The 12,582-nt window shown below is 43.0% G+C and carries 12 protein-coding genes and 1 pseudogene; all 13 read right to left on the bottom strand.

Annotation, left to right across the window (positions count from 1 at the left end):
• Positions 1-51: 51 nt before the first annotated feature.
• The 13 genes and pseudogenes from ABR189_RS25270 to ltrA all read right to left on the bottom strand — a co-directional run bounded on the left by ABR189_RS25270 (position 52) and on the right by ltrA (position 12,524).
• Complete coding sequence (locus ABR189_RS25270; protein ID WP_354663271.1) at positions 52-726, bottom strand: conjugal transfer protein TraI; 675 nt, start codon at positions 724-726, stop codon at positions 52-54.
• A gap of 54 nt (positions 727-780) precedes the next feature.
• A complete protein-coding gene (locus ABR189_RS25265; protein WP_354663270.1) occupies positions 781-1,272 on the bottom strand; it encodes a hypothetical protein in 492 nt (163 codons plus the stop codon).
• A gap of 13 nt (positions 1,273-1,285) precedes the next feature.
• Positions 1,286-1,846 carry a hypothetical protein gene (locus ABR189_RS25260; protein WP_354663269.1) on the bottom strand — a complete coding sequence of 187 codons (561 nt, stop codon included), beginning with the start codon at positions 1,844-1,846 and terminating at the stop codon, positions 1,286-1,288.
• A 27-nt stretch (positions 1,847-1,873) separates the two neighbouring features.
• Positions 1,874-4,378: pseudogene (locus ABR189_RS25255) on the bottom strand (TraG family conjugative transposon ATPase).
• Positions 4,379-4,443: 65 nt separating this feature from the next.
• Positions 4,444-5,238: a hypothetical protein gene (locus tag ABR189_RS25250; RefSeq protein WP_354663268.1), complete on the bottom strand. Its 795-nt coding sequence runs from the start codon at positions 5,236-5,238 to the stop codon at positions 4,444-4,446.
• A 12-nt stretch (positions 5,239-5,250) separates the two neighbouring features.
• A complete protein-coding gene (locus ABR189_RS25245; RefSeq protein ID WP_354663267.1) occupies positions 5,251-6,081 on the bottom strand; it encodes a hypothetical protein in 831 nt (276 codons plus the stop codon).
• A gap of 34 nt (positions 6,082-6,115) precedes the next feature.
• Positions 6,116-6,964, bottom strand: coding sequence for a hypothetical protein (locus tag ABR189_RS25240; protein ID WP_354663266.1), 849 nt, complete (start codon positions 6,962-6,964; stop codon positions 6,116-6,118).
• A 57-nt stretch (positions 6,965-7,021) separates the two neighbouring features.
• The gene (locus ABR189_RS25235) at positions 7,022-7,915 is read right to left on the bottom strand and encodes a hypothetical protein (protein WP_354663265.1); all 894 of its coding nucleotides are present in this window, start codon (positions 7,913-7,915) and stop codon (positions 7,022-7,024) included.
• Positions 7,899-8,867 carry a hypothetical protein gene (locus ABR189_RS25230; protein WP_354663264.1) on the bottom strand — a complete coding sequence of 323 codons (969 nt, stop codon included), beginning with the start codon at positions 8,865-8,867 and terminating at the stop codon, positions 7,899-7,901. The genes ABR189_RS25235 and ABR189_RS25230 overlap by 17 nt, the downstream gene beginning before the upstream one ends.
• Positions 8,868-8,993: 126 nt before the next feature.
• The gene (locus ABR189_RS25225; protein WP_354663263.1) at positions 8,994-9,698 is read right to left on the bottom strand and encodes a hypothetical protein; all 705 of its coding nucleotides are present in this window, start codon (positions 9,696-9,698) and stop codon (positions 8,994-8,996) included.
• Positions 9,699-9,765: 67 nt separating this feature from the next.
• Positions 9,766-10,314, bottom strand: coding sequence for a hypothetical protein (locus tag ABR189_RS25220; RefSeq protein ID WP_354663262.1), 549 nt, complete (start codon positions 10,312-10,314; stop codon positions 9,766-9,768).
• 10 nt (positions 10,315-10,324) lie between these two features.
• Positions 10,325-10,729 (bottom strand): DUF4133 domain-containing protein, encoded by a 405-nt coding sequence (locus tag ABR189_RS25215; protein WP_354663261.1) that lies wholly within the window; start codon positions 10,727-10,729, stop codon positions 10,325-10,327.
• Complete coding sequence (ltrA, locus tag ABR189_RS25210; RefSeq protein WP_354663260.1) at positions 10,719-12,524, bottom strand: group II intron reverse transcriptase/maturase; 1,806 nt, start codon at positions 12,522-12,524, stop codon at positions 10,719-10,721. The genes ABR189_RS25215 and ltrA overlap by 11 nt, the downstream gene beginning before the upstream one ends.
• Between the last annotated feature and the right edge of the window lie 58 nt (positions 12,525-12,582).

The raw sequence follows: 12,582 nt of genomic DNA, 5'->3' as shown, positions 1-12,582 counted from the left end.
CAGATTGATGTATGTTCCTTTGGCATTGAATTATAGCTGGCCTAGATCACTCTACTGTTGAATGCCATACAAAACCCTTAGCTGCCGGGCCTCTATTTCATTTTTTGAACGGGATAAAGAAAGAAGATAATTCTCCGAATTAAACCGTTTCAAATCAGCGTAATTCTGATCCACCTGGTCACCTGCTGCGCCGATAATAGCCAGCCTTTTTGCATCGCTCATGGTGGTCGAAAATGAATTGACCACCATCGTCAGCTGCTCTACATTATTGACTGTTTCCTCCAGTATACCCTGATAGACGCGGGCGATATAACTGATTTCCTCCGGCCTGAAATGTTTATCATCACGAATCAGGCTCCATGCCCTTTTATATTCGTTCACCAATTGAAGCTGTTTTTCACCAATCTCTTTGATGCGTTTGTAATAGGTAATAATGGTCTTTACCTTGTTTAATTCTTCGAAGTAGTTTTTATACAAACTCCGCTGCTTTTCTGTCCAGTCCGAAATTTCCTCCAATTTGAGCTTTGACATGGCATTCTCAATGGTTTTCTGCGCGTTCTGCAACCATATCACCTTATTTTGCTGGCGCTGGATCGCAAGGTCGGCAGCAAGGATTGCTTTTTTTACCGCTGCTTTGACCACCACCCACCAGATCGCGTGTGCTTTTTGAGTGGGCATAGTAATTAGTCCCACAAGGAGCATCATCATCACAATTATCTTTTTCACATTCACCTCCTTTTTCAATATATATTTCCTCACTTCAGCAATTCACTGCTGATATCATACTCTAATTTTATGTCGGGGTTTTACCGCTCTTATGGGATCAATTAACCTTAATGCCTGACGGCAGGTCGGAATATCTTTTTCGGTTATTGGCACGATCATCACCCGGTCCAACACAGACCGGAATTGGTCAATTTTAAGGATCTCCATACTTTTCACCAGGAGTTTATATTGACCCTCAAGGCCAACTTTAAAATAGACCTCTACCGATTCCTTTTGATCCCCTTCCCAGCTGAGGTAAGTTCTAAGGGAAAGCCCCTTAGCCACTCCAGGTTCCTCACCCATCATCGATGCAAAAAGATATTGCTTCAGGCTTCCTGCAAGTCGGTCCGGATAAGCGCCATTGGTCATAAAAAACCGGATGTATCCTTTTTTTACCAGGCTTGCGGCAAAATCATTCACACCCCTCAAAAATTCTTCTGCATCGTTTTCCATCTTCTTCCTCTTCTCCTTCCCATTCCCAGCGCATGTTCCAGGCGCCGTCTGCACGGATACCAATTAGTTACCTGCCCATCCCATTTCTTTTCTTAAGGGCGGGGTTCGTGTTTATTTCAAAGCATTTTTCCATGACCTGTTCTCCCTTTTTACGCCGCAAATCATCCGTCTGGGACAACTTTACCTTCACCCAGTCAAAAGGGACCAGCTCACCCGAATTAAGAGCCACATGCACCGCAGCATAGTCCAGCGAGTCATACATTCTGATCAGGCTGACCTGGCTTACAGATACCCCCTGGTGGTGTGAATAATCAAGCAACAGGACAGCCACTTCATGATAGGATGTGCCTTTGATATCATAATTCTTCCGGCTAACCTCCAGGGGGAATTTACCTGCATCACAAGACCGATCGCGCCCAAGATCACTGAAGTATTTCAAGGCCAGCCTTTGGTCCTGGCCGTCCAGCGGCAAACCACAATTCGTCTCAAATCCGGTATATCCGTGAGCAGCAAGCCGTTCAGCGATTTCTTTTAATTGAACATCGGCAGTGCCCTGCCGGGCGGGCACCTGCTGTTGCTTGACAAGCCGGGTAGGTTTAAATGGATCTGGTTTCACACATGGATTCATTGTCTGGGTTAACTGCTTTCTGCTTTGCTAATTGTCCATCTGTTCGCGGGCAAGGATTTCAATGCCTCGCTGGATGCTGCCAAACCGTTCAGCATATTCCTGAACTTTTACTTTTTCCGTTTGTTCGGTTGTATAACTCAAGTACTCCTCCGGACTCACTTCTGTACGATATACTTTGGACATCACCCCGCCTAAAGAGATAAATACCTCTTTGTATTTTTTGGTCGGGTCGTTGGCCTTATTCACCGATAACACCAGGGCTTTTTCTTTCTCCGTTAGCCCCAGCAGATCCTGTATCTGATCAAATTTGTTTTGATATTTACTTTGGTCAAGCAGGATCTTACAGTCGCTATTGTTAATGATCGCCTGTTTGACAATCGGTGAAGAGATGATATCTTCCACTTCCTGCGTCACCACAATGGCCTCCCCAAAAAACTTTCTGACAGTCTTAAACAAGTACTTAATGTATTCTGCGAAACCTTCCTTCATCAGCGCTTTCCATGCCTCTTCGATCAAAATCATTTTTCTGATCCCTTTAAGTTTGCGCATCTTGTTGATGAACACCTGCATACAAATAATCGTGCAAACCGGAAACAAAATGGGATGATCCTTGATCGCATCAATTTCAAAAATCACCAGCCTTTCCTGCAACAAGTTTAAATTCTCCGTTGCATTGAGTAAAAAATCATACTCCCCACCGGCATAGTATGGCCGTAACACGTAAAGGAAGTTGTTGATATCAAAGTCCTTCTCTTTGACTTTTTGCGATTCTAATAGCGGTGCAAAATCATCTCTCACATACTCATAGAAGGTGTTGAAAGAAGGGAATATTTCTGCATGGACATCCAGATTTTCATAATAACCGGTGATCGCATTACTCAGCGCCACATATTCCGAACGTTTATAGTCCTCCGTATCCGACTTCCAAAGCGCTACCAAAAGGGTTTTAATCGATTCTTTGGTTTCCGTATCCAGGTAATCTCCCTCCCCAATAAAGAATGGGTTGAACTTAATCGGATTTTGCTCTGAATAACTGAAATAATAACCATTCACCATATCGCAAAGTCCCCTGTAGGAATGCCCCACGTCCACGAGCACAATATGTGTTCCCTGCTCGTAATAACTCCTGCACAGGTGATTGGTGAAAAAACTTTTTCCTGATCCAATGTTCAAGGGTGACCGGGCCATTTAATTAAAAATGACCCGGTCACCCCCGGAAGGCCCGAGGATAAAACGGTTACGCGAAGTGATCCAACCCCTTTTCATAGGCTCATCACTCAGGTCTACATGTACAGGCCGTCCGGTCAATCGGTCGCCCAAACGAATGCCGAAGGGACTGACCGAATTGCGGTAGCTGGTTTCCAGGTTCAGAAAGCAGGTGCTTTGTTCTAAAAATGTATCAAAACAATCGTTCGATGGAAAACCTGCGCCGTTTCCCGGAATGCCCGCCCAAAAGATCTGCGGGGCACCCGCTGTTTCCAGTTTCGCCACCGCATCCATTTGTGCAAGGGCAGAACTGACCAGGTTTTTGAGGTCTTTCAACTCTTCCTTATTCGAAGTCCACACCATGATGTTGAAGTGCGCACGAACCGGCAGACGACCTTCTGAAATCGCCTCATTTAAAAAATCATTCGTAGAATCGCGTGAGATCAGATTTTCGCGCGAGTAAGCGGACAAGGATTGTAAACGAAGCCTTTTTGTTTCCAGCTTTTGGATGGTTTTAGCTGCATCCTCTATAAATATGAACTGGTTATAAATATGGGAGCAGGCCAGCAGTTGACCCAGTGTAGAGGCAAAACCAACACTGAATTTTGTACGATCACTACTATAGCGGTCATAATTGATCCGTGAACCACACAACGCAGGAAGATCAATGGCATCCCCCAGGGTATAAATCTGTACATGTTGATCTCCAACCTGGATACCATCATCAAACCTGATGTCCTTGACCAAAAGATCATTTTCGTTCTCTGCCAGAGAACAATACCGCTCAATCAGTCCCATCTTTCTGCTGTGACTCACCAGATCATCTCCGCCAACCCTGTTTATCTTCACAAAACCACTGTCTTCCAGAATCCTTTTAAACTGTCCGCAGCAATCCAGAAAATCCTGCAAGGCTCCGGCTTTTACCGTCTGATCAGGCACAATGGACGGGCGCAGTAGGTTTGAAAACACAGAACTGCTTAACTTGCGACCCTGGGGCTTTTTAGTCAGGTACAGGTAACAGGTATGGTCCAGAAACGGACGCTCATTAAAAAACCTGTTACTGGAATGATTTAAAAAGCTACTGGGTTCATGATCGTTTTTGCCTTCAAATTCCGGATCAAATTTTTTATCCAGAAACCAATCCTGTTTATGGAATACCGAAAACTTAGGAAGTACCTTAATTGCTTTCACCCAGTTCTGATGAAAGGCTTCATAGTCCTCATTACTCAAAGTAAAGAGTTCAGGTAGTTCGGCTTTGTATACCAGGGTCACATCTCCCTGTTTGGACACGATCAGGTCGTGTTCCACGCCCATTATGGGCATCATTTCATTCATCCACTTATCTTCCATCACTTATCATTTTCACTTAGTGGCACAATTGCCGTTGTTAGTTATCGCCTCATTTGCGACCTTTTTGAATTTGGCTTTTCCAAACTTTTGATCTCCTTCAGATCACCGTTAAACTTCTGACAATAACTGACCGTTTCCGGTGAGTTTAAATACATGTCCAGATCTGGTAGCCGCGAGATGCTGATGTCATATTTTTTTGCCATGCCCAAAGGGTCACAGTTTACCATTTGATCAAAGAATATGAGTTTTGAGGTATTAGCCACAGGGTCGCCTGTATCTATATTTTTATTCCCAGGATCATACATCAGCTCATAACCGCTGATCGGCGCACAGGGCATTTCTAATAAGTCTATGACATTTTGCTCATTGTCCTTTTGGATCAAGCAGCCGCGTTTCACATCTAACCTGAAAATCGTCCCTTCCAAATCATATTCCACCGGCCTTCCCTGGTAACATTCTATGAGGTAAGCATCTGCCAGATGAACCCCGTAGCCCAGTTCTTTAAATACCTGGTTCGTGCGATTCAGTTCCCACAGATCGGAAATCTGTGCCTTTAGCTGCGCGATAAAAAAAGGCACGGTAATTTGCTCATACCCTTCCTTTACCTCAACAGGATCTTCGACCAATCTTCCCTGTTTGCGGTCAAACACAAATACATATTTGTCCCCACGGCGCCTGAGTTGCCGTTGATCTATGATATTCTCACGACGACCAAATTCTACGAACTTCTTTTTCCGGTCATGAATTTCAAACGGGGTATTGCCGAAGAAAACAACCTGATGGGGATAACCCCTTTCCAATTTGGAAAATGGTGCTTTGCCGTTGATCTTACGCATCTGTTTTATGGTTTACAATCCCCGTTTAAATTTCTTAAATGCTTTGTTTTGCCTCGAAATATTTTCCTTATTGCTCCCGCGCCCCTGGAGTTCCTGTTCAATCTGATTACGCCTTATCAGTTCAGGGATACGGGTCTGTCCCAGTGCCTTCCATCTCATATTTAGGTGTATTGGATTCCATTGAAATTTACAAACCAGCCATGACGGTGGATAGCCGCTGGCCAGGCAATAACCAATAGGGTCAAGGTTTTTAAATGGTGGAAAGCTGAAACAAACCACATGCTCTGGAAATTCAGCGATCCTGGAGGTCAGATAAACCGGTTGCTTGGTCTGCGTGTTATAAAATTTCTCTGTTGCCTGGTACATCGCCTCCGGGCCAAAGGTGAATTTCTTTTCAGGGTCATCCTTCTGCCGGATTTCCATTTTCCCTAAATCCAGATCATAGATCAATCCGTCTATTCTCATCTCCGCGTACACGCCCTTAAACCGATCCCGCAATTCATCAGTCACATATTGAAAGCCACTGTCACTCATCCTGGATTTTTCATTATAAACAAACAAGAGGTTCTGAGGAAGTTCTGCCCCCCTTTGCAACAGGAGCGCCGGAAAGTCCACCTTATAAAACTCATTGCTCAAAGCCTCAGCGTAGCTGATCGAATCCATCGGTAGTAAGGATTTCGCCATCCTGTCATACCAAAATGAAACCGTTTCTTCTCCTTTTTTGATGCTTCCGATGGCCTGTACATTTTCCGGATGGCCCACTTCCATGAGTTCTGTTCTGCTAGAATTAAATTCAAACAGATCACCATGAATAACCATCATTTCTTTCTCACCGTTGTTCATAAACTTAGGGTTAACTTAATTTTCCATTACTCTATTAATTCAATCGCAAGCCCTTCCTATGCGCCGTCTTCACTTTCTTATCCTGTTCAGCAGCTTCTTTAAGTAGTCCCTGGAGCAACTCTTTTGCGTTTTCAGACAAGGGTTCCAGTTTAGCCTCCATCTGCATCTGGAGGGGATGGCACCATAAAAGATCAGTATCTGCAAATCCGCGTTCCCTGGCAACTCCAACCGGATCGAGATCTTCTTCTCTGGGAATCACCAGCAACGCCACCTCGTTGGTATTACTGATCGTCTGATATCTCTCGAATCTTCTTTCGCTTAAATTCCAATAACCATAAAAGCATTCCTGATGGTCTTGTTGAAGATTAAGCTGACCGAAATAGATATCTGCATCGGGTTTAGTAATGCAGTCCAACATATGCGCCTTTATGTTCACTTTAAATTTATCCACCCCGATTTTAATTACCGGTAATATGCCCCGTAGTCTATCTTCAAGTACCTGTGAACGCAGTTGCGGCTTACCTTGTTCTGCCTGCTTTTTTCTGAGTTCTGGTAAGCCTTCAAAAAACTGCCGGTCGTTCTTTCCTTCAATGTCCTGAACATACACACCATACAGCCAGGCCATATCAATAGGACACATCTCCGTGAGGCTTTCCACTTTTACCAGATAATTGTTCGCCCGTTTACCCAATCGCGCATTTGCAGGCAACGCCTTACGCAGCACGGGATCATATTGAAATTCATAGTGGCTTCCATTATACATTTCAAAGGTTAAGGGGATCACGTTACGTTCATCCAGATCATCTCTTAGCTGCCGCTTTAAAAAATCAACAAAAAAAATAGAGTCGTCCTTCATACGGATTGCGCTAAGTTCGCTTTGCATAATTTTTGTTTTAGGGTCAATGGATTTTTCATTTACTATAACTTTGCAGTGTTGGAATTAGGGCTTTCTTTTGTGCTGCTTAGGGTTCTTTTTCTCCAGATTATTTTTCACCAGTGTGGCGAGTTCGGTTTTCTCTAAAGGGATCAGTTCAGCCTTACGGTACATCACCAGGGGATAGCGCTTTAAATAAGTTTCCGGTGAAACCCTATGCTTCCTTGCCAACCACACGGGGTCCAACCGCGCAGGGCCGGGAATGGTGATCTGGTAAACATCTTTAGGTAGAACTTTTATATTGGGCTTAGGAAAATATTGCTGCAAGGTCTTCACGTTGTAATAAAAGGTGTAGCGCAACTGTTCTTCGGGCACGTGGAGCAGCGAAATCCCTAAATCCCACCTATCTCCCTGTAGATGGATTCGGCCTATTTCCAGATGTACATCATGTGCAACCCCATCAATATCCAGCATGGGATACCAGTTCATCTCGATACGCTGCCTTTCTCCGTGAACACCCAACCATAATTCATAATCACATTTCCCTTTCACCTGCTCGATGCTCAAACCGTACATTTCAGCGACACCAACCGGATCTAGTTCACACATTTGAGGAACAAGCAAAAAACCTTTTTGCCGTTCCTTACTTGGAGGGCTATAGTCTTTGGGCCTGGAATTTTTTATCACTGGATCATAATCCAGGATATAGTAAGTTCTATAATCATACATCGCTCCAAAGGAAAGTACGTTTGATAGGTTCTCTTTTTCGCGGAGTTCCATTTTCACTACATCCACGATAAAAGTTGTCCCTTTGATATCATATTCTGGAAGTGTTCTTTTCATCATTTCGGTGTTAGCAGTTAAATAATGATCAATTGCAGAATACAATCTGCTACAGTACTCTTCTGATCTTTCTGATTTTTTTTGTAAAAAATCAGAAAGATCAGGTATTGATTCCACGCCTCATTTTTCTCGCATTCAATCTTTGGGTCTGCTCAAACTGTTGGCGCAATTCATTGTTAACATTAGATTTAACGATCGCAGGAATATTAGTCTGACTAAGGGGTATGACCCTTGCTTTCTGTCCGGTTAATATCGGATTGGACAGCAGGTAGGTTTTTAGGTCAGGCTCCCTGTTTTTCCCTACGTAATAAGCATCAAGGCGATCGTTTGACGGGATCACAATTTTAACTACCCGCTCAGGGGGCATTTCTTTAATTGTAGTTATATCAATTTTAACCAATTGATGCGTACCACTATCAATGTAAGCGTAACGGTCACCATAAGGGTCTGAAACGGGCTTGAATCCGTTCAACGGTATTTTATGATCGCCCCTTTTGAAGCTATAATCTTCCAGGTCCACATTGTAGTTTTTCCCAAAAATCTCAAACACCGGAAGCAAGTCTTTTTCTCTGGCAGCCAGGGCCTTCAAATCAACCATAAGATCAAAATCACTCAGGTTTTTCAGTTCATAAGCCGGCACCTGGTACTTCTCTGACATCTCCTGTAAAGCAATGGTCACCAGTTGAGGAATCTTTGTGATCACCACATCTTCATGGTTTAAATCGCCAGGTTTAGGGGGCTTTTCCAGAAACAGATCAAAAGGCATTTCATAGTGAGAACCTTTATAAACCATATGATCAAATGAAATGGTATGATCTGGTACCCCAACTTTGATAAATCTCCGGTTATCAATATCGACATGAAAAAATGTACGCTCCATTTTATACACCGAAAGGATTTTTGTTTCAGGCTGTAATTCCCCACTCTTGCCCTCTGGTAACGCATGACCGGTAGAACGAACCACTTGCGGGTGTGCCCCGCTTATGGTTTTTCCGTCGTACCTCGCAGCCGCGAAAGTGTCCAAACTCTTTGGGGGTATTACGGTAATCTTTGCAATATCTTTTTCCATTGTTAATTTGATAAATCCAAAAAACACGATAGGTTCTACAGGTGCATATGTGTGCAGAGGTTTGGGTTAACTCATTCTGCAAATGCTGGTATTCCGGGCTTCCTTAATTTTTATCTGGGCAGACTATCACAGCCCTTTTCCTTTTTTTCTTGATGCCTTTTGTTCAGGCGTCCAGTTAGGATCTATGGCCTTCATACACTTAAAATAAAAATCCAGTTTATCCCTCTGTTCCGCGATATTCTTATCATATACAGCCTTCATCTCATCACTAATGGGTTCAATAGGTGACCCTGGATTATACCGACCTGATTTTTTGCGTTCACATACACGGATGATGGATTCTGATTCTTTAATTCTGCGAAGCAGAAAACGTTCGTCCTTATACTGCTCGCCTTTAGCGGTAGCCTTTGCTGTTTGTGCTTTACGGGAATAGTAAGTCGCCTTCTTCGATTCCTGTACCATTTTTTCAATATTGGTGCTACCGGACAGATGGTCTGAATTCTTTTCCGCTTTTTCCGCCCTTTTCTCCGCCCGCTCTGCCCTGTGCTTTGCACTTTCCATTTGCCGTTGGACCTGCTCTTCAAATGAAATCTTTTCTCCGACTGCCGGCTTTTCAATAAAACCGAGTTCATTCAACTTATCAGTCAGATATCCACAGTTTTGGAATTTTCCTTTAGAAATCCAACAATCCTGATGCCTGCTAAAAAGACAATAATCCCTGAATACTTTCTGAACGCAACTATCCAGCCCTGTGTAATACTCCTTGCTGGTATAGATATTCAGTTTACCTGTTTCCAGATTATTTTGATAATAATTTTCCATTGCCCACATTCCTCCTTCACTATCTTTTTACTTTTCTCGCCTGATTTGGTTTTGCGCCTGTTAACTAGTTTATGCTTTAAAGTTTTTTCCCTTTACTTCTCACCCTTAAAGTTTTCTCTCTGGGCTTCCAGTCTGGATGAATCGCCTTCATACATTTTTGATAATAGTCCAGTTTCTCTTTTTCCTCCTCCAGCTTTGACTGATACAACGTTCGCTGCTCCTGGGTTACCGGCTCCGGTGGAAACCCGAAAAAGAATTTCCCATTGAGCCTTCGCTCACAAGCCAGGATATGCTTTTGAATGGTTTTAATTTTACCTTCCACATAAACCGGATCTTTACATTTGACCAAATGATTTTGATCTTTGCTCACCTTCTCTTCATAAGTGGGCTTTCTCCCTACCGGCCCCTGTTCTAAAAAACCAAGCCTCAATAAGTTTTGCTTTAGAAAATAGCACTTGTCTGCCATCTCTTTAGAAACCCAACACCTTAACGTTCTATCCCTGTAGCAGTAGCGAGAAAAAAGTTGTTTCATCGGCGCCCGCAAGGATTGGTAATACTCTTTAGGGGTATGAATATTCAGTTTTCCAGTTTCAAGATTAAGCTGGAAATAATTTTCAACACTCATAGCAGAAAGATTAAGGTTTACCTTTTTGACTTACCCCCAGCTCCCTGAATACCTTCCTGCTGTTACACCTCACCAGTTTGGGTATGCCCCGTTTTGCCAGTTCCTTCATCAGGCCAAATTCACCATACTTATTACTCATTGCATATATTTTCATGACCATCAAGGCCCCAAGCGCCAGAACAATAAACATGGTGACATAAGTATTGATTCCGATCAGATACAGAATGGCAAACACAATCAACAGTCCCATCACGCCGGCGCCCAGGTACCAGATGTACTGGCTCTTTAATCGTAGGATAGAAACCCAGCGCCTTACCATATTACTATGGCAGGTTTCTAAGAATCCTCCCCCGAACCGTACGTACATGTTCCCACGTATACGGCTCTCCATGAATGTCATCAATCTAACCTCCATTGTGAATTTTAGTATGACATGGCTTACAAACTGCCATTGTCTTCCTCCGTCTTGCAATCATGTGTATTTTCCAGGGTTCTTTACCTTGAAGGTCTTTCAGCCTGCGCACATGGTGCATTTCTAAAGTTTCCGTATTGCCACATAATTCACACTTTTGGGCTTTCAATCTGTCAATCAGACTTGTGCCGGATGTGTTAAAAATGCTACTTGGCATCACATCACTTAAATTCGCAAACGCTACACGTTTTTTCTTGAATCCGTTGTTATAGAATACTCTGGTCTTCTGTTCACCCTTTTTGTTCACAAAACGCACTGCGAAGTCCTTGTTTACCCGGTATCTCGCAATAATTTGCCGTACAGAGGATTTATACTTCTTTGCAAAAGTCTTGTACATACTGTACTGCATAATGTGGCTGAAGTCGTGAACAGCAGCGGCATTGAAGGCAATTGAGAAGTAGTTGTAGAAACCCCTGATTTCAGCGTTATACGTTTCCAATATTTCCAGATCGTCATTATTGACCAGCTTTATTCTACTTTGTGGTTTCCACTTTTCAACGTTGTTGTGTTTGGTAAACCGTAACACCTCATAGTCGTTTAGTTTTTTCCTCATCGTATCTGTAGGCAGGCATAACACAACCCTTCCATTATAGCAACGACTGAGATTTCCGAGTACATTCCTTTTGGTGTCTGTTGTGGATTTTCGCACATAGATTTCATATCCCAGGAATTTAGCACGCTCACTTGCATGGGTGATCAGTGTCTTTTCGTTTGACAGTTCAAGGTTCAGCTTCTCCTTAAGAAAGTTGCTGATGTCCTGTTTAATAAACTGACAATCTTCTTTGCTTCCAATCACTCCAATTAAGAAGTCGTCTGCGTACCTGATGTACTTCAACCTACGGAACGATTCATCCATTGAATCACCAGCGGATAACAATGCACGTTCTTTAAGGATCTCCTTCACTTTTTCTCTCCTCAACGTCCGTTGAGATTCTTCAACTTGTTCAAGTTTGTAGTTTAGCTTAGCAATCTTCCTACTTAGTCTGAAATAGTCAGGATTATCCGTTCTTCTTGCTCCCTTGTCAAATTTTGCTGCATATTCACGTATAAACTTGTCCAGCTTGTCCAGATATATGTTTGCCATAATCGGACTGATAATACCGCCTTGCGGTGTACCACTGTACGTTTTGTGAAATACCCAATCTTCAACGTATCCGGCATTCAGGAATTTTCTAATCAGGCGGATAAAACGGTCGTCATCAATGCGTTCTCTTAGTATTCCGATCAACACCTCATGACTGATGTTGTCAAAAAATCCCTTGATATCGCCTTCGACAAACCACTTAACACCTGAGTAGTTCCTGTTGACATTAATCAGTGCAGTGTGACAGCTACGATGCGGCCGGAACCCATGCGATGTAGGCTCAAAACTTGCTTCATAAATAGATTCCAAAATCATCTTCACTGTCTGTTGAACTAATTTGTCATTAAATGATGGTATACCTAAAGGCCGATTTTTGCCGTCCTTTTTTGGTATATACACCCTTCTTGCCGGTTGGGGCTGGTAGGTTTCATCTCTGAGGCTACCGATTAATTTATCAATGCGTTTCAGGCTCATTTCGTCAATTGTTTGACCATCTGTCCCTGGTGTCATGTTACCTTCCTTAGCATACAACTGCTGGTAGGCGACATAAAACATTTCCTCATTGAAAAGAACACGATAAAGCTTTTCAAACCTGTAGTTAGGCTTCATGCTTTGCTTCGTTAGATTGTTTAATACAACTTCTGGATTTCTCATAATGTCTCTCACATTTTCCGTTAATAATATTAAAAACACTCACTGCTTCCCTTCGCCA

Origin of the sequence: Chitinophaga sp. H8, from assembly GCF_040567655.1 — a bacterium.
Taxonomy (GTDB): domain Bacteria; phylum Bacteroidota; class Bacteroidia; order Chitinophagales; family Chitinophagaceae; genus Chitinophaga; species Chitinophaga defluvii.
This window is presented reverse-complemented; position numbering and strand designations above follow the sequence as displayed.

Coding starts and splice junctions, on each gene's coding strand:
- ABR189_RS25230 (WP_354663264.1), bottom strand. CDS start 8,867: ATGGAAAAAGATATTGCAAAGATTACCGTAATACCCCCAAAGAGTTTG.
- ABR189_RS25240 (WP_354663266.1), bottom strand. CDS start 6,964: ATGCAAAGCGAACTTAGCGCAATCCGTATGAAGGACGACTCTATTTTT.
- ABR189_RS25260 (WP_354663269.1), bottom strand. CDS start 1,846: ATGAATCCATGTGTGAAACCAGATCCATTTAAACCTACCCGGCTTGTC.
- ABR189_RS25220 (WP_354663262.1), bottom strand. CDS start 10,314: ATGAGTGTTGAAAATTATTTCCAGCTTAATCTTGAAACTGGAAAACTG.
- ABR189_RS25250 (WP_354663268.1), bottom strand. CDS start 5,238: ATGCGTAAGATCAACGGCAAAGCACCATTTTCCAAATTGGAAAGGGGT.
- ABR189_RS25215 (WP_354663261.1), bottom strand. CDS start 10,729: ATGGAGGTTAGATTGATGACATTCATGGAGAGCCGTATACGTGGGAAC.
- ltrA (WP_354663260.1), bottom strand. CDS start 12,524: ATGAGAAATCCAGAAGTTGTATTAAACAATCTAACGAAGCAAAGCATG.
- ABR189_RS25225 (WP_354663263.1), bottom strand. CDS start 9,698: ATGTGGGCAATGGAAAATTATTATCAAAATAATCTGGAAACAGGTAAA.
- ABR189_RS25245 (WP_354663267.1), bottom strand. CDS start 6,081: ATGAACAACGGTGAGAAAGAAATGATGGTTATTCATGGTGATCTGTTT.